General features: G+C 34.1%; 16 protein-coding genes. 10 read left to right on the forward strand and 6 right to left on the reverse strand.

What is annotated here, in order from left to right; translation table 11 throughout:
* Window position 1: 1 nt before the first annotated feature.
* From sufC to BMY56_RS13775, 7 genes are all read left to right on the forward strand, one after another.
* On the forward strand, window positions 2-754 hold the full coding sequence (sufC, locus tag BMY56_RS13745) for a Fe-S cluster assembly ATPase SufC (RefSeq protein ID WP_091625361.1): 753 nt from the start codon (window positions 2-4) through the stop codon (window positions 752-754).
* Between the two features lie 70 nt (window positions 755-824).
* The gene (gene sufD / locus BMY56_RS13750) at window positions 825-2,141 is read left to right on the forward strand and encodes a Fe-S cluster assembly protein SufD (protein WP_091625364.1); all 1,317 of its coding nucleotides are present in this window, start codon (window positions 825-827) and stop codon (window positions 2,139-2,141) included.
* 145 nt (window positions 2,142-2,286) lie between these two features.
* Window positions 2,287-3,501 (forward strand): aminotransferase class V-fold PLP-dependent enzyme, encoded by a 1,215-nt coding sequence (locus tag BMY56_RS13755; RefSeq protein ID WP_091625366.1) that lies wholly within the window; start codon window positions 2,287-2,289, stop codon window positions 3,499-3,501.
* A 73-nt stretch (window positions 3,502-3,574) separates the two neighbouring features.
* Entirely contained in the window at window positions 3,575-4,000 is a 426-nt protein-coding gene (locus BMY56_RS13760) for a SufE family protein (protein ID WP_091625369.1), read from the forward strand.
* 6 nt (window positions 4,001-4,006) lie between these two features.
* Window positions 4,007-4,339 carry an SUF system Fe-S cluster assembly protein gene (locus tag BMY56_RS13765; RefSeq protein WP_091625372.1) on the forward strand — a complete coding sequence of 111 codons (333 nt, stop codon included), beginning with the start codon at window positions 4,007-4,009 and terminating at the stop codon, window positions 4,337-4,339.
* Between the two features lie 39 nt (window positions 4,340-4,378).
* Window positions 4,379-4,885 (forward strand): DUF2480 family protein, encoded by a 507-nt coding sequence (locus tag BMY56_RS13770; RefSeq protein ID WP_091625374.1) that lies wholly within the window; start codon window positions 4,379-4,381, stop codon window positions 4,883-4,885.
* 70 nt (window positions 4,886-4,955) lie between these two features.
* Window positions 4,956-5,888 (forward strand): DUF3078 domain-containing protein, encoded by a 933-nt coding sequence (locus BMY56_RS13775; protein ID WP_091625377.1) that lies wholly within the window; start codon window positions 4,956-4,958, stop codon window positions 5,886-5,888.
* A 275-nt stretch (window positions 5,889-6,163) separates the two neighbouring features.
* On the opposite strand, the gene hflX is transcribed toward BMY56_RS13775, so the two are convergent.
* Window positions 6,164-7,375: a GTPase HflX gene (gene hflX / locus BMY56_RS13780; RefSeq protein ID WP_091625379.1), complete on the reverse strand. Its 1,212-nt coding sequence runs from the start codon at window positions 7,373-7,375 to the stop codon at window positions 6,164-6,166.
* Window positions 7,376-7,449: 74 nt separating this feature from the next.
* On the opposite strand from hflX, the gene BMY56_RS13785 reads away from it, so the two are divergent.
* Together BMY56_RS13785 and BMY56_RS13790 are read left to right on the forward strand one after the other, a co-directional pair.
* Window positions 7,450-8,427, forward strand: a complete 978-nt coding sequence (locus BMY56_RS13785; RefSeq protein ID WP_091625382.1) for an endonuclease/exonuclease/phosphatase family protein — start codon at window positions 7,450-7,452, stop codon at window positions 8,425-8,427.
* Between the two features lie 164 nt (window positions 8,428-8,591).
* On the forward strand, window positions 8,592-10,793 hold the full coding sequence (locus BMY56_RS13790; protein WP_091625385.1) for a S8 family serine peptidase: 2,202 nt from the start codon (window positions 8,592-8,594) through the stop codon (window positions 10,791-10,793).
* Window positions 10,794-10,795: 2 nt separating this feature from the next.
* On the opposite strand, the gene BMY56_RS13795 is transcribed toward BMY56_RS13790, so the two are convergent.
* Both BMY56_RS13795 and BMY56_RS13800 read right to left on the reverse strand, forming a co-directional pair.
* Window positions 10,796-11,305: a DUF3124 domain-containing protein gene (locus tag BMY56_RS13795; RefSeq protein ID WP_091625389.1), complete on the reverse strand. Its 510-nt coding sequence runs from the start codon at window positions 11,303-11,305 to the stop codon at window positions 10,796-10,798.
* 114 nt (window positions 11,306-11,419) lie between these two features.
* Window positions 11,420-12,139, reverse strand: a complete 720-nt coding sequence (locus BMY56_RS13800; protein WP_091625392.1) for a 3'-5' exonuclease — start codon at window positions 12,137-12,139, stop codon at window positions 11,420-11,422.
* Between the two features lie 177 nt (window positions 12,140-12,316).
* Between BMY56_RS13800 and BMY56_RS13805 the strand changes: the two genes are divergently transcribed.
* Entirely contained in the window at window positions 12,317-13,438 is a 1,122-nt protein-coding gene (locus BMY56_RS13805; protein WP_091625394.1) for a hypothetical protein, read from the forward strand.
* Between the two features lie 174 nt (window positions 13,439-13,612).
* Here the strand turns inward: BMY56_RS13805 and BMY56_RS13810 are convergent, their stop codons facing one another.
* Genes BMY56_RS13810 through BMY56_RS13820 form a run of 3 tightly spaced genes read right to left on the reverse strand, consistent with a single transcriptional unit; the run spans window position 13,613 to window position 16,608 of the window.
* The gene (locus BMY56_RS13810; RefSeq protein ID WP_091625396.1) at window positions 13,613-14,089 is read right to left on the reverse strand and encodes a methylated-DNA--[protein]-cysteine S-methyltransferase; all 477 of its coding nucleotides are present in this window, start codon (window positions 14,087-14,089) and stop codon (window positions 13,613-13,615) included.
* Between the two features lie 10 nt (window positions 14,090-14,099).
* A complete protein-coding gene (locus tag BMY56_RS13815; protein ID WP_091625399.1) occupies window positions 14,100-15,227 on the reverse strand; it encodes a CNNM domain-containing protein in 1,128 nt (375 codons plus the stop codon).
* A 34-nt stretch (window positions 15,228-15,261) separates the two neighbouring features.
* On the reverse strand, window positions 15,262-16,608 hold the full coding sequence (locus BMY56_RS13820) for a serine hydrolase domain-containing protein (protein ID WP_091625401.1): 1,347 nt from the start codon (window positions 16,606-16,608) through the stop codon (window positions 15,262-15,264).
* Between the last annotated feature and the right edge of the window lies 1 nt (window position 16,609).

The following is a 16,609-nucleotide window of genomic DNA, read 5'->3' on the forward strand; positions in this document are numbered from 1 at the left end:
TATGTTGAAAATCAAAAATTTACACGCTAGTGTAGACGGAAAAGAAATATTAAGAGGAATAAACCTAGAGGTAAAGGCAGGTGAAGTACATGCAATCATGGGACCTAATGGTTCTGGCAAGAGTACATTGGCATCTGTGATTGCTGGTAAAGAGGAATTTGAAGTTACCGAAGGTTCAATCGAATTATATGGTGAGGATTTAGAGGATATTTCTCCAGAGGAAAGAGCTCATAAAGGAGTTTTTCTTTCTTTTCAGTATCCTGTAGAAATACCAGGAGTTTCTGTAACCAACTTTATGAAGACTGCTATCAATGAGTCTCGTAAAGCAAAAGGTTTAGAAGATATGCCTGCGAAGGAAATGTTGAAGCTAATTCGTGAAAAATCTGAGTTATTGGAAATTGACCGTAAGTTTTTATCTAGGTCATTGAACGAAGGTTTTTCAGGTGGTGAGAAAAAGCGTAACGAGATCTTTCAAATGGCAATGTTAGAGCCTAAAGTGGCCATTTTAGATGAAACTGATTCTGGATTAGATATCGATGCATTACGTATCGTAGCTAATGGTGTAAATAAATTGAAGAGCAAAGACAACGCTGTAATCTTAATTACACACTACCAACGTTTGTTAGAATATATTGTGCCTGATTTTGTACATGTATTGCACAATGGTAAAATCGTTAAGTCTGGTGGTAAAGAATTAGCACTTGAGCTTGAGGATAAAGGTTACGATTGGTTAAAACAAGAAGCAACAGTATAATTTGCAGTATACAGGATCAGTGAGCAGAATCTTCTGCCAACTGTAACTGAGCACTGCCAACTGAAAAAGTATGGATTTAAAAGATAAATTAATTTCTTCCTTTATGGCGTTTGAGAACAACGTTGATGTCGAACATCCGGTTCATGATGTTCGTACGGCCGCCATTAAAAATTTTGAAGAAAAAGGATTTCCTTCTAAAAAGGAAGAAGCTTGGAAGTATACTTCTTTAAATAGCTTGCAAAAAATTGATTTCAGTATTTTTCCAAAAGAGGAAAACACACTGGAATACAAAGATGTTAAGCGTTATTTTATTCATGAAATCGATTCTTATAAAATTGTTTTTATAGATGGTATATACAGTTCATACCTTTCAGAAACTACACATGATGGCGTAGATATCTGTTTAATGAGTTCGGCATTAACAAAGCCAATGTATAAGCAGATTATAGATGTTTATTTTAATAAAATAGCATCAAAAGATGAGTCTTTGACTTCTCTAAATACGGCATTTAGTCGTGAAGGGGCATATATTTATATTCCAAAAAATAAGATGCCTAAAAAACCGATAGAGATTTTACATTTCTCTACAGGTAATGAAGCTTCATTAATGTTACAGCCAAGAAACTTGGTCGTGGTAGAAGAGAATGCAGAAGTTCAAATTATAGAACGTCACCAGAGTTTAACGAAGAATGAAGTACTTACCAATGCTGTTACTGAAATATACGCAGCAAAAAGTGCTATCGTAGATTTTTATAAAATACAGAATGATGCAGCAACTGCATCTTTAATCGATAATACATATATTGATCAGAAAGATAAAAGTGTTGTTAAGGTTCACACGTTCTCTTTTGGAGGAAAATTGACACGTAACAACCTTAATTTTTATCAAAACGGGGAGTATATCGACTCTACAATGAAAGGTGTAACGATACTAGGTGAGAAACAACACGTGGATCATCATACTTTGGTACATCATATTGAGCCAAATTGCGAAAGTCACCAAGACTACAAAGGTATTTATGGTGATAGTTCAACGGGCGTATTTAACGGTAAAATTATCGTTGATAAATTAGCCCAGAAAACGAACGCTTTTCAACAAAATAACAATATCCTTATTAGTGATAAGGCAAGTATCAATACGAAACCTCAGTTAGAGATTTTTGCTGATGATGTGAAATGTTCGCATGGTTGTACAATTGGTCAGTTAGATGAAGAAGCAATGTTCTATTTAAGGTCAAGAGGTATTCCTGAAAAGGAAGCTAGAGCTTTGTTAATGTATGCTTTTGCGAATAATGTACTTTCTTCTGTGCGTATCCCTGAATTAAAGGCTAGAATTAATAAATTGATTGCTAAAAAACTTGGGGTGAACCTTGGTTTTGATTTGTAAAGTTCCATGAGAATATTTTTATATATAAAGGGATAGTTAATTTTTTAACTATCCTTTTTATTTAATACCGAATTAGAACGAAATAAAGTGCCAAAAATATATATGTTTTTATTATCGGGTATCTTTGTAAATAAGAAGATTGACTATGTTAGATATTAAAAAAATTAGAGCAGATTTTCCAATTCTTAAGCGTGAAGTTAACGGCAAGCCATTGGTTTATTTAGATAATGCGGCTACCTCTCAAACTCCGCAGCAAGTGATCGATGCTATTGTTGATTATTACCAAAATTATAACGCCAATATTCACCGTGGGGTACATACGCTTTCTCAAGAAGCTACCGACAAATACGAACAGGCGAGAAATAAAATTCAAAAACATTTTAATGCAGCCAAGTCACACGAAATCATATTTACTTCAGGTACTACGCACAGTATAAACTTGGTTGCGAATGGTTTTTCTGCCTTAATAAAAAAAGGTGATGAGATATTGGTCTCTGCAATGGAGCATCATTCAAATATTGTGCCTTGGCAAATGCTTTGTGAACGCACAGGTGCTATATTAAAGGTGATTCCAATGAACCTAGAAGGTGAATTGCGAATGGATGTTTATGATGAATTACTTAGTGATAAGACCAAATTGGTTTTTTGTAATCATATCTCAAATGCCTTAGGGACAATTAATCCTATTGAAGAAATAATTGAGAAAGCACACAAAGTTGGTGCAGCCGTTTTAATTGATGGTGCACAGGCTGCTCCACATTTGGTGGCGGATGTTCAGGAACTCGATGTTGATTTTTATACATGTTCGGCACATAAAATTTGCGGACCGACAGGTGTTGGTATGTTATATGGAAAGGAAGAATGGTTGAATAAATTACCACCATATCAAGGTGGGGGCGAAATGATTGCTGAGGTTACTTTCGAAAAAACCACCTATGCAGGTCTTCCACATAAATTTGAAGCTGGCACACCCAATATATGCGGCGGTATTGCTTTTGGTGCAGCTTTAGATTATATGAATGCCATAGATTTCGAAGAAATTGCCAAGTATGAACATGAGTTGTTGGAATATGCGACTCAGGAGTTATTAAAAATTGACGGACTCAAAATTTATGGTACCGCAAAGAACAAAACCTCCGTTATTTCATTTAATATAGAAGGAATACACCCGTATGATATGGGTAGTATTTTAGATAAGCTAGGTATTGCAGTGCGTACTGGACACCATTGTGCACAGCCTATTATGGATTTCTATAAAATACCAGGTACAGTGCGGGCAAGCTTTGCTTTTTATAATACACGCGAAGAAGTAGATGTACTAATCGCTGGGGTGTTAAAAGCTAAAAGCATGTTGTTGTAAAACAACTATTTATCGTTTCTGTTAACTTTTGAAATCCATCAATTGTTATCGTATTTTTGCATAAAATAAAGCAATGGAAATTAAAGAGATACAAGAGGAAATTATCGATGAGTTTTCTATGTTCGATGATTGGATGCAGCGTTACGAATATATGATTGAGCTCGGTAAGTCACTTCCTTTAATTAATGAAGCATATAAGACCGATGATAATATTATTAAAGGTTGTCAAAGCAAGGTTTGGGTACACGCAGAATTGGAAAATAACAAATTGGTTTTTACTGCAGATAGCGACGCAATTATTACAAAAGGGATTATTGCGATTTTAATACGTGTGTTTAGCAATCAAAAGCCACAAGATATATTAGATGCCGATACTCAGTTTATAGATGAAATTGGGTTGAAAGAACATCTCTCGCCAACAAGAGCTAATGGTTTGGTTAGTATGATCAAACAACTAAAATTATACGCAGTAGCGTATCAAACACAAATTGAAGATTAGAACGTTATGAGTAAAGAAAATATAGCAGAGGATAGTGCAGATTTAGGAGAAAAAATAGTTCGTATTTTAAAAACAATCTACGATCCAGAAATACCAGTCGATATCTATGAATTAGGATTGATATATGATGTTTTGGTCAATGAAGATAACGAGGTTAAGATACTAATGACTTTAACATCACCTAATTGCCCTGTTGCAGAATCTTTACCTGCAGAGGTTGAAGAAAAGGTTAAATCTCTTGATGCAATTAAAGATGCGGAGGTTGAAATTACTTTTGATCCACCTTGGACTCAAGATTTAATGAGCGAGGAGGCAAAACTAGAATTGGGACTTCTTTAATTAAGTGTCGATTTCTGTCGAGATTTTAATTCTATTCTTATGCAAGACGAAATTATTAATAGAGTTGCCCAAAGTAAACTCATCACCTTTAACCTTGAGGATTATTATCCAAAAGGGGATAGGAAGGTATTAGATATTAAAGATTGGCTTTTTGAGGGGTTTATTCTAAAAGAAAAAGATTTTAGAGCTTCTGTAGAAGCCCATGACTGGTCTCAATATGAAGGAGCATACGTAGCTATGCAATGTTCTACAGATGCGATTATCCCAGGGTGGGCTTATCTATTAATTAGTATTAAGCTTAGTGCTTATTCGAAAAAGATCATACAAGGTACTTTGGTAGATTTAGAAACTAGTATTTATCAATCTATCATTGAAAAATTAGATGTTTCTAAGTTTCGGGACAAATCGATTATCATTAAAGGATGTAGTAAAAAGCCCGTTCCAGAAAATGCATATTTATTTATTGCAGAGCGGTTAAGGCCTGTTGCTAAGTCTATTATGTATGGGGAAGCTTGTTCTTCAGTACCCTTGTACAAAAGAAAATGACAATTTCCTACTCTGAGAATTTGTTAACTATTATTACATTTGCGCCACTATAAACTATAAACATTTTATTATGAAGAAAATTATGTTAACCATAGCAGTTGCATTTGTTACAACTATGGGCTTTTCTCAAACAGAGGAAGAGCTTAGAGGGCAATTAGGTGCAGCGAAAGATTCGATAGCCGCTATTCAAGGTAGAGCTGACGCTTTACAAGGCCAAATCGATAAATTACCAGGTTGGAAAAAAGGTGCTTTTGGTACTATTGGTGCTAATATCAGCAGTTTCAATAATTGGTATGCACAAGCTTCACCAAATAATTCAACTGGTAATATTGGTGTAACAGTTAATGCATTTGCGAATTTAAATCAAGATAAATTTTTCTGGAGAAACTCAGGAAACATCAACTTAGGATGGGTAAAGTTTGACGATAAAGATAATCCTGCTGATGATGATAGCTTTAGACAAGCAGCAGATGTTTTTACCATATCATCTTTATATGGTCGTAAATTAAATGAAAAGTTCGCAATATCAACTTTAGGTGAATACCGTACAACCATTCTTGATAATTTCAATGACCCAGGATATTTAGATTTAGGGGTGGGTGCAACTTGGACACCGATTACTGATCTTGTAGTGGTTATACACCCACTTAACTACAACTTTGTATTTAGTAGTGAGGATACTATTTTTGAGTCTTCTTTAGGTGCTAAAATTGTTGCTGATTATACAAGAAAAATTGGAGCAGTTAACTTTAAGACTAATTTTTCTACATTCCAAAGTTATAAAAGTGGAGATTTATCAAATTTTACTTGGATCAATAGTTTTGGATATACGTTATGGAACGGTATAGGTCTTGGTTTTGAATTCGGTTTACGTAATAGTAAGCAAGAAGCTTTGAACTATGCATCGGTAACAGGACCAACTCCTGACCCTACAATTACTTTCGATAATGTAGATAACAATTTACAAACGTACTTATTGTTAGGTTTAAATTATGCATTCTAAATCTTAAAATTAATTAAGTTCTAAAAATAAAAAAGCCCTCTTTAAAGAGGGCTTTTTTCGGTTAAGTAATTATCGTAAAATTTGGGATTTTACTTTTAGTCTTTATAAGTTAAATATTGATTTGGGGTCAACACTAACACTTAAACACATGATAAAATTAACCCAATACCTTTGCTGATGATAATTTATGTTGTGAACACAACTTAAAATGTGGTGAGAGTTATTAATGGTTTAATTTCATCGATGAACTACACATTTTGCATTATAATTGGTAATCAATACTCGTCTAAATGTTCAGGATAAAGAAAATTATTATACGGAAAACGGGTTATATGTATATCTCTTACTTCGTCATAAACGCGTTTTCTAAACTCATCTAGATTTTCTTTATTCAACGCAGAAATAAAAAGTGCCCTATCTCCAACTTTTTCCATCCATGTATTTTTCCAGTCTGTAATGGTAAAATGTCTTCCGGTGCGTTCAGTAATTAAATCATCTTCATCAATTGTTTCATGTTCGTATTGATCGATCTTATTGAATACCATGATGACTTTTTTGTCTGAACTTTTTATTTCGGATAAAATCTTGTTTACAGATTCTATATGTTCCTCGAATTGAGGGTGCGAAATATCTACAACATGCAATAGCAAGTCCGCTTCACGCACTTCATCTAAAGTACTTTTAAAGCTTTCTACCAGTTGGGTAGGTAACTTTCTTATAAAACCTACAGTATCACTTAACAGAAAAGGCAAATTGCCGATAACCACTTTTCGTACTGTAGTATCTAAGGTTGCAAAGAGTTTATTTTCTGCGAATACCTCACTTTTGCTAATTACATTCATTAAGGTAGATTTACCAACATTGGTATACCCTACAAGTGCCACCCTTACCAAAGCTCCTCGGTTACCTCTTTGAGTTTCCATCTGGCGGTCTATCTTGGTCAATTTCTTTTTGAGTAATGTGATACGATCACGAACGATACGTCTATCCGTTTCAATTTCCGTTTCACCAGGCCCACGCATACCAATACCACCTTTTTGGCGCTCTAAGTGAGTCCAAAGTCCGGTAAGTCTAGGTAGTAGATATTCATATTGTGCAAGTTCAACCTGAGTACGAGCATAACTCGTTTGAGCCCGTTGCGCAAAAATGTCCAGAATTAAACTGGTTCTATCAATTATCTTACAGCGCAATTGCTTTTCTATGTTACGTTGTTGCCCAGGGGTAAGCTCATCATCAAAAATTACCGAACCGATTTCATGCTCTTCAACATATTTTTCGATTTCCTCCATTTTCCCTGTTCCAATCATGGTTTTTGGGTTTGGGATGTCCATTCGTTGTGTAAAACGTTTTAAAACCTCCCCACCTGCAGTGTAGGTTAAAAACTCTAGCTCATCTAGATATTCCTTAACCTTTTCCTCATTTTGGTCTTTATTGATTATACCAATAAGAACCGCTTTTTCATAATCTATACTCTTCTTTTCTATCATAATTCCGTAAAGTGCAAAATTAAGCAATTAGACATAAGCTATTTTGTATTTTTATTCACCCAATAAAAAGCTTTATGCGTATACCATTTTTTAAAAAAAAGGCTAAGAAACAACGATACACAATTGCATTCTACAATTTAGAGAATCTATTTGATCCAGAACGAAATAAAAATACCTTAGATAGGGATTATACCCCCACCGGAATAAAAAAGTGGACTGTAGAACGATATCAACGAAAGCTAGCCAAACTATCAAAAACCATCACTAGAATTGGGGAAGAAAAACATCCATATCCACCGGTATTAATTGGTGTTGCCGAAGCTGAAAATAATAGTGTTCTTCAGGCACTTGTAGATACAGACCCGATGGAGGATTTAGATTACGGATTTATACATTTCGATTCGCCAGATGAACGTGGTATTGATACGGGACTTATATATCGTAAAAAGTTTTTTAAAGTTCTTCATTCTGAACCTTTAGCCCTAATGGTCAATAACGCTGGTGGCATTAGAGATACTACTAGAGATATACTTTATGTAAAGGGAGAATTAAATAAAGAATTAGTACACATTTTTGTAAATCATTGGCCATCTAGGCGAGATGGTGATGTTGAAACTGAATACAAAAGAGTAATTGCTGCTGAAGAAATTATTCAAAATATTGAAAGTATTAAGTTGCAAGAGCTAGATCCGAACATAATTGTAATGGGAGATTTTAATGACGACCCATCCTCAAAGAGTATTCAAGTGCTGAAGGAAGGCGCAAGTTTGTTTAATGCTATGGAGACCTTACATATTCCTGATAGTAGAGGGACTTCTGTATATGGCGGTAAGTGGAATATGTTCGACCAAGTCTTGATTTCAAATTCATTCTTGAACTATGAAAAGAACACGCATAGTTTTGATACGGCCGGTATCTTTGATCATAAATCTTTGAAAGAAAAGAAAGGCAAATATAAAGGTACTCCTTATAGAACCTTTGTGTCACATAGATATATGGGTGGTTATAGTGACCATTTTCCAGTGTATACTGTATTTACATTCAATTCATAACATATTCAAAAAGAAAGAAAAAACCTACACAACATAAATTGATGTTTTCACAACATGTTCACCGTATTGTATAGGTAATTCATCGAATAAAGGTGTTCACTCATCGAACACAACTACTGGTTTATATATTTGTAGTCCAAATCTTACACTTATATAACTTAACGATGAATACCAAAAACTCTACCAATAGCGCAAGTAGTATTCTAACAGTACTTTTTTTAATGTTCTTAGTAGTAATGAACCTTAATGGTCAAACTACAGAGCAACGATTAAAGATAGCTTCGAATAATAAGAATATCGAGTTGGCTAGTTTTAAATCTAATTTGGTTTCTGATTATGAAATGAAAAGAATACAATTGAAAGAAGTTGCAAAACTGAACAATTGGAAAATTAAGGAAACACTTGCAAACGGTAAAAAAATTGAATTACAAGAAATAGGTGAAGATGGTAGTCCTTTATATTACGAAACCTATTCTGATGAGGCTGGTTTAGTATCCAGAGCCTCCACTTTAAATACAAATGGTATGTTGGGTCTTCATTTAGATGGTGATGGTATGCAAGTAGGTGTTTGGGATTCAGGTGTAGCTTTAGAAAATCACGTTGAATATGCTACTAGAATTAAGATTGCAGATGATCAATCAGAAGTAGATGCTCATGCTACTAGGGTAACCGGTAGTATTATCTCAACTGGTCATAAGAAAGAGGCGAAGGGCGTAGCTAGTATGGCAAGTGTTGTTTCTCATGATTGGACAAGAGATAAAATTGAAGTTACTGAAGCTGCAGCTGACGGACTTTTACTTTCCAACCATTCTTACGGTATTAAAGCGGATCGTGTACCAGATTGGTATTTTGGGGCATATACTAAAGTAGCACAAGATTGGGACAAGATTATGTACAACGCACCTTACTACTTAATGGTTTCTGCTGCAGGTAATGCGCAAAAAAGTAGAGACAACGAATCACCTACTTACGGCACAACCACAGATGGTTTTGATGTGTTGCTAGGTTTTACATTAGCTAAAAATGGAATTACAGTAGCTGGTGCAAATTCTAAAATTGATGGAAATGGTAACTTGAAAAGTGCAGATGTTTCCGCTTACAGTAGTTTTGGCCCTGTTGATGATGGTAGAATTAAACCAGATATCGCTGGTAATGGTGGATCAGTACTTTCTACAGATTCTTCTAGTAACACGAGTTATAATACTTCTTCAGGTACTTCAATGGCAACACCAGGTGTTACAGGTTCTTTATTATTGTTGCAACAGTATAATGAAGAATTATATGGTTCTTTTATGAAAGCTGCTACTTTAAAAGGTTTGGCATTACATACAGCAGATGATGTTGATGCACAAGGGCCTGATTATAAAATGGGATGGGGCATTATGAATGCAAAGATTGCTGCTGAGGTTCTTTATAATAAAGACTTTACTAGTCATATTGCCGAAGAGTTATTAGAAAACGGGGAAACGTTTTCATTAACTGTTTCTGCAGAAGATAATGAGACATTGATAGCATCTATTTCTTGGACTGATTTAGAATCAGCTTATGTTAATAGAGGTGAATTAAACAATAGCACTGCAGCTTTGATTAATGATTTAGATATTAGAATCACCCAGAATGGCAAAACTTTTTTACCTTGGAAATTAAATCCTGCACAGGCTAGTAGTGCTGCAACAAGAGGAGATAATAAGGTAGACCCTTTTGAACGTATTGAGATACCCAATGCAAATGGTACGTATACTATTACAGTAACTCATAAGGGTGAATTACAAAATAATACGCAAGATTTTTCTATCATTCTTTCAGGTGTAATGATGACAACTTGTTCAATTGAAGCTCCAGAACAAATTTCTTTAGAAAAAACCGAAATCTCTAGTGTAGACCTTACTTGGGATGCTACTACAGACGGACTTTACGAAATACAGTATAAAGAAGTTCACCAACAAGAATGGTCTACTGAATACATTACCATCAATAATTTTGCTTGGAACGGCTTAATTGTTGATAATACATATTCTTTTAGAATTAGAACTTTTTGTTCTCAAAATGTAGCTTCTGAATATAGCGACCCAGTTACTTTTATCTTTCAAGGTGAAGAAACTGTTTTAGAAACTTTTAATACGTTAAGTATTGATTCTGAAATTCCTTTTAGTGTATATCCTAACCCTGCAATTGACGAGATTCAATTAAATATTAAAACTACCGATAGTACAGTGTTTAGAATACTAAGTACAAGTGGTGTAGAGTTGAAAATGGATTCAGCTACCAATTCTAGAATAAATGTTTCTGATTTGCCAACAGGATTATATGTATTGCAAATTCAAGATTTTGACGTAAACAAGAGTACAAAATTCTATAAGTATTAATATTATTTTATTCTTCTAGATTGTGTTGTAAATGAAAGTCCTTGTTGCCCAACCGTTGAATTCATTACCCCTTCAAACAAAGGCTCAGGACAATCTTTTGGAGCGTTCCATTCAAAAATAAAGTTAGAACCTGTGCCACCTTCTATATCCATCTCATCAATAATAATTTCAGTGGTTTCTAAAGGCGCTAAATAAATAGGATGGTTGAAATAACTTCTTAAAGAAGTGCCATGCGTATCAAAATATTCAGCTTTCAAGATATATATCGTATCTAGATCACTTGTATTTCGCAAACTGACCATAGCAGTGAGGTTGTGTGTTTTATGCTCTGAACTACTATATATCTGAGAATAAATAGAAAGGTAAGATTTTCCATACTCCAGTGAATCCTTAGTATGTAAAGTTATTTTTCGTTTAGACCAATTTTCAGGATTTATAGAACTGATTTCCTTTTCTTCCATACAGCTGAACAGTGTTATGGTAACAAAGGATAATAGAATGAATTTTTTCATATTTAAAGGTGGTTAAGAACAAATTGCACTGCTAGCAAAATTACATCATTCATGCTGTTTTTAAAGTGTAGATTCTTGTTTTTAATCAGAATTAAGCCGTTTTAATCATATTAATTATTTGGCTACTTTCTTTACTTCATCATCTTCTAATAACGATTCATTTCGTAATCTTAAATAAACTTGTGCCGTAGTTAACACATCTAACTCGCAATAGGTTACAATTCGTTTTAAATCGTTTTCCTCATAATAGACCGCTTTTACCATACTACCATCAATATCCTCTTTTGGCGATGGTATACCTAGAACATGGGCCATTAACTTTAACGAAGTATAATGTTTGTAATCTCCAAATTTCCAAAGCTCCATGGTATCTATATGTGGAACCTCCCAAGGTTTTTTGCCGAATAGATCTAACTTATTAGGTAGAGAAATACCGTGAATAATCATTCTACGCGCTATATATGGAAAATCGAATTCCTTACCATTATGAGCACATAATATGTTTTTAGGATGGTTGAAATGCTCGTTTAATAATGTTTTAAATTCTTGCAATAATTTATCTTCTTCCCCGTGAAAAGTAGTAAGTCTAAAATTTCTATTTTCCCCTTGAAATGTAAAATAGCCTACAGAAATACAAATGATTTTACCAAACTCTGCCCAAATTCCTGCACGATCATAAAATTCTTCGGCAGTAAATTCTTCTTTTCGTTGGTATTGCGATTTGTGAGCCCATAGTTGTTGGGTGGTATCGTCCAATTGATCAAAAGAGCTTTTTTCTGGTACGGTTTCAATATCTAAAAAAAGAATATGCTCTAGTTGTATCTTATCTAGCATAGGGATGTAAATTACTATGAAATAGGAATTTAAGATAATTTCTTCAATTCTTAGGCCAATTTAATTCGTTTCAAAATATGGTATCTTTAAGCCTGGATATCAATTGCTAGGAAATCTTACAATTACATAGTAGTCGATTATTCTATTTAACTACTTTTTATAACACAATAGATATCTATGATTTTTGGTAATAAGCACCTGATTGTTTTAGTTTTTTTCATTGCGACTATTTTGTTTTCGTGTAGTAACGACGATGTTCAAGAAGCAAATGAAATTCAAGATTTTAATCTAACCATTATAGGTGAAGACTTGCAGGAAGTTTACCAATACGACTATCAAAGTCTAAATAATATAGGAACCCAGGTTAATCTTTCGAGTGAATTGGGTATAAAGAACAATTACTTAACCCTACGCGAATTTGAGGGTTCTTTGTCATTTTATTCTTTTTCAAATAGTGCAATTTCTCTTACTCAAAAAAATTTAGCCACAGGTAGAATTACTGATTTTCCTAATTTTTATACAATTAGCGCTGAACGGTCTTTGGTTTGGGGAATTAATGATGAGAATTCGGTTTATTTCGGACTTTACAAGCCTCTTGGTTCTACTAATTTGACATTACGTATTGTTTCTTTTGCCGACATGCAAGGTTTTGATGTCTCACTAGAGTTCGGAATTAGAAGGTTGTATGAGCCTTTGTATGATAATGGAAATTTATTTATTACATATCTAACGGGTAGTGAAAATTATAAATTAGTGGTGTATAATGTAGATGCTAACGCTATAGTGAAGACGTTTGAGTTTGGTAAGGAAAAACCTAGTTTTCTAATTACAGACTTGGGGAATTTGGCAGTTTGGACTCAAGAAGGTAATAGTAACACCAATTTAGAATTGTTCGATACCCTAAACTTTCTTAGCATATCTACTTCAGTATTGCCAATGGCCCAACCTTTTGAAGCTGGTCCGATAAATGGAGCGATAGTAGATGAAAAATTATATTACCAATATGTATATACACAACCTTTTGAAATTGAGAGCGGACCTGCATTGCTAGACTTGAATTCTGGTGATAATACGATTTTGGATATTGTAGGACTTATCAATAAAGTAAATGAAGATGAAGAAATAAGTATACGACCATTATTTGGTCAATATCTTTCAGATATCAACCTCTTTGCCATTTCATATGCGCTTCAAAATCAAGTAGGGGATGAAATTGGAGGATTTTTATTGGTTTCTTTAGAAGGTAATTTGGTCGTACAAAGGAATTTGGAATTCCTTCCAACCTATTTTGTTGATTAAAGGATTACCGACCACCTAGTCTGTTTTTCTACTAAAATAGACTTAAGATTTTGAAAAAATGAAGATGGAAAACTAATTTTTATCGACTAAAACCTTTTTATTTATCGAGAAACGAGTTTTTCAATGATAATACAAACTAGCTAGTTTGTTTGGTAATCTCTAAAAAATAGTGGGTTAGAATAAACTCTGTTGTTTGTGCGGACTTTCATGATCTAATAACCACTTTTTTCGGTGCAGTCCACCGGCATAACCTGTAAGAGAACCATCGCTACCAATAACTCTATGGCAAGGAACAACAATCCAAAGTGGGTTTCTGCCATTTGCGGCGCCTACAGCTCTAATGGCTTTAGGGTCACCAATCAATTTCGAAAGTTCCATATAAGAAGCGGTTCTTCCATAAGGTATGTTTTGTAGTTCTGACCAAACCTTTTTTTGAAATTCTGTACCCTCAGGATTTAGGTCTAATTGAAATTCTGTTCGAATGCCTTCAAAATATTCATTTAGTTGATAAACGGCATCTTCCAATGATTCTGGTATAACATCAGTAAGTGGTTCTTCAGAATCTAAGACAATGACAGAGGAAAGGCCTTCAGAGCTGCCAGTTATTTTGGCAACCCCTAATGGTGTATTAATATATGCAACATCCTCCATTGTAATAATTTTATTTTTCTGGTGAAACTCTGGGCTTTTCAATAACTCCGGAAGCTTTTGCGCGTATTTCCCAATTTTTTCTGGCTAGTACCTGTAAATCTGCTATATTATCGCTCTCATCCATTATCTCTAAACCTAATAAGGTTTCAATAACATCTTCCATAGTTACTAATCCACTCACAGAACCATATTCATCTACTACAAGTGCTATAGCTTCACGTTTTTGAATAAGAGTTTCAAACAATGTTGGAATAGGCGTGCTTCTTCGGGTTACAAGTATTTCACGCTTAATCTCTTTTAATGGAATCTCTCCATTTTGATTAATCATCTCTTCGAGAACATTATCCTTCAGTACAAATCCGGTAATATTATCCATCTTTTCTTTGTACACAGGAATTCTAGAAAAACGTAATTTTTGATTATCCTTAAAGAAATCAGCTATGGACTTCTCCTCAGAAGCTATTTTCATAACGGCTCTTGGTGTCATTATATCTTTTACAAGAATATCATCAAATCGCAGTAAATTTTTTATGATAGTTGATTCAGATTTTTCAAATACCCCTTCTTTATGGGCCATATCGGTCATGGCGTGGAAATCTTCACGACTTAGAACACTACCATGATGTTTACCGCCACCGACCATTTTAGTAAACAGACGTAATACCCAGAGTAACCCTGTATATTTTAAGCCTATTACCATAATATTTAAGGTTTTTGCCGAAAAATTTGCAAGTTGTTTCCAGTAGGTAGCACCAATAGTTTTAGGGATAATTTCTGATGCAACTAGTATAAGAATTGTCATTAATGTAGAAACTACACCTACCATAAGGTCTTCAGTAAATTCAATACCAAAAACTGAACGACTTTCATTGCCATATAATTCGGCATAAGCTGCTTTAGCTTGAACACCTACTAAAATTGCACCAACCGTATGGGCGATTGTGTTAATGGTAAGTATGGCAATTAAAGGTTGATCTACATCTTTTTTAAGAACTTCTAATGTTTTGGCAAATGATTTACCTTCTTTCAATTTTACATTTATAAAAGTTGGTGTAATGCTAAGCAATACGGCTTCTAATATGGAACATAAGAATGAAAAGAAGATGGATATGAATGCGTAAAATATTAAAAGTCCCATAAGATGGTTTTAAAAATTGAAGATATCAATAAAATTAATAAGGTTTGTGCTGTATTGCGTTATCGAATGCCTGATAAAATACTTGTTGAATAGCGGGCCGAATATTAAGTTCGTAAATATTTCTATTATCCCTTGTAGGGTACACTCGATTTGAAAGGAAAATATAAATTAATTCATGCTCTGGGTCTGCCCACACAAAGGTTCCAGTGAAGCCACTATGTCCAAAACTATCTTGACCAACTTCTGGCGCAGGATATGCATCTGGCAAAGAGAATTTATAATTGTTCAAGTATGGTTTATCAAAACCTAAACCTCTTCTATTTTCGTTTTCAGGATATTGTGTTCGGGTAAATTCTACTATTGTTTTTTTGGAAATATATCGTTTACCTGAATAAATTCCTTTTTGAAGAAATAGTTGCATAATTATTGCTAAATCGTCTGCAGTGCCAAATAGCCCGGCATTGCCTGAAATACCACCTAATAACGAAGCATTTTCATCATGTACCCAACCCTTGGTTAACGTATGTCTATATATAGTATCTACCTCCGTTGGTACAATTTTGTTAGTGAAGTTTTGATTGCTTGGTAGAAATCCAAAAGTTTTCATACCAAGTGGTTTGTAAAATTCCAATGTCATATAATCGTCATATGGCATTCTTGTAATTTGCGATATTAACTCTGGGAAGATTAGAAAAGTTAACCCTGAGTATGTGTACTTTTTATCACTTGAAACTTCAGAACGATTTATCATTCTGTACATCTTCCTATTAAATCTATTTTTCACATAGAGATTTTCGTAAGCCTCATTTTGAAATTTTTTGTTCGCTTTATCACGTAAAAACCTTTTTTTAAACCGACCGTTATTTTTTAAAGTTTTACTTAGAAAAACAATATAGGGCTTAAGCCCTGCTTGATGCGCTAAAATTTCTCTAAGCGTAATGTTTCTTTTGTCTTTTCGGTGTTTCCATGGCTTCCAATAGGTACAAAAAGGTTTGTCTAAATCTAGTTTCCCCTCATCAACTAATTTCATGATTGCAGGTAATGGTCCTAAAATTTTGGTGACTGAAGCCAAATCGTAAATATCGTTTCTTGCAACTGGTTGAATGCTATCATAAGTATGGTAACCGTATGCTTCATGAAAAATAATATTCCCTGCCTTAGCTATTAAAATCTGTGCCCCTGGAAACGACTGGTTTTTTATACCTTTCGTTATGATACTATCTATCTTTTGATAAATATGTAAAGAGTCTAATTCAAAGTGTGCTAAAGAAGATTTCTGTAAAGTGGCTCCTTCTGGTAACAATAAAATATTCGATTCATTTTCTTGCGCATTAAGCCCAAAAAATAATAAACCTAAGAGTATTATATGTATTTTTTTCATG

The organism is Maribacter orientalis (assembly GCF_900109345.1).
GTDB lineage: Bacteria > Bacteroidota > Bacteroidia > Flavobacteriales > Flavobacteriaceae > Maribacter > Maribacter orientalis.

Coding starts and splice junctions, on each gene's coding strand:
- sufC (WP_091625361.1), top strand. CDS start 2: ATGTTGAAAATCAAAAATTTACACGCTAGTGTAGACGGAAAAGAAATA.
- sufD (WP_091625364.1), top strand. CDS start 825: ATGGATTTAAAAGATAAATTAATTTCTTCCTTTATGGCGTTTGAGAAC.
- BMY56_RS13755 (WP_091625366.1), top strand. CDS start 2,287: ATGTTAGATATTAAAAAAATTAGAGCAGATTTTCCAATTCTTAAGCGT.
- BMY56_RS13760 (WP_091625369.1), top strand. CDS start 3,575: ATGGAAATTAAAGAGATACAAGAGGAAATTATCGATGAGTTTTCTATG.
- BMY56_RS13765 (WP_091625372.1), top strand. CDS start 4,007: ATGAGTAAAGAAAATATAGCAGAGGATAGTGCAGATTTAGGAGAAAAA.
- BMY56_RS13770 (WP_091625374.1), top strand. CDS start 4,379: ATGCAAGACGAAATTATTAATAGAGTTGCCCAAAGTAAACTCATCACC.
- BMY56_RS13775 (WP_091625377.1), top strand. CDS start 4,956: ATGAAGAAAATTATGTTAACCATAGCAGTTGCATTTGTTACAACTATG.
- hflX (WP_091625379.1), bottom strand. CDS start 7,375: ATGATAGAAAAGAAGAGTATAGATTATGAAAAAGCGGTTCTTATTGGT.
- BMY56_RS13785 (WP_091625382.1), top strand. CDS start 7,450: ATGCGTATACCATTTTTTAAAAAAAAGGCTAAGAAACAACGATACACA.
- BMY56_RS13790 (WP_091625385.1), top strand. CDS start 8,592: ATGAATACCAAAAACTCTACCAATAGCGCAAGTAGTATTCTAACAGTA.
- BMY56_RS13795 (WP_091625389.1), bottom strand. CDS start 11,305: ATGAAAAAATTCATTCTATTATCCTTTGTTACCATAACACTGTTCAGC.
- BMY56_RS13800 (WP_091625392.1), bottom strand. CDS start 12,139: ATGCTAGATAAGATACAACTAGAGCATATTCTTTTTTTAGATATTGAA.
- BMY56_RS13805 (WP_091625394.1), top strand. CDS start 12,317: ATGATTTTTGGTAATAAGCACCTGATTGTTTTAGTTTTTTTCATTGCG.
- BMY56_RS13810 (WP_091625396.1), bottom strand. CDS start 14,089: ATGGAGGATGTTGCATATATTAATACACCATTAGGGGTTGCCAAAATA.
- BMY56_RS13815 (WP_091625399.1), bottom strand. CDS start 15,227: ATGGGACTTTTAATATTTTACGCATTCATATCCATCTTCTTTTCATTC.
- BMY56_RS13820 (WP_091625401.1), bottom strand. CDS start 16,608: ATGAAAAAAATACATATAATACTCTTAGGTTTATTATTTTTTGGGCTT.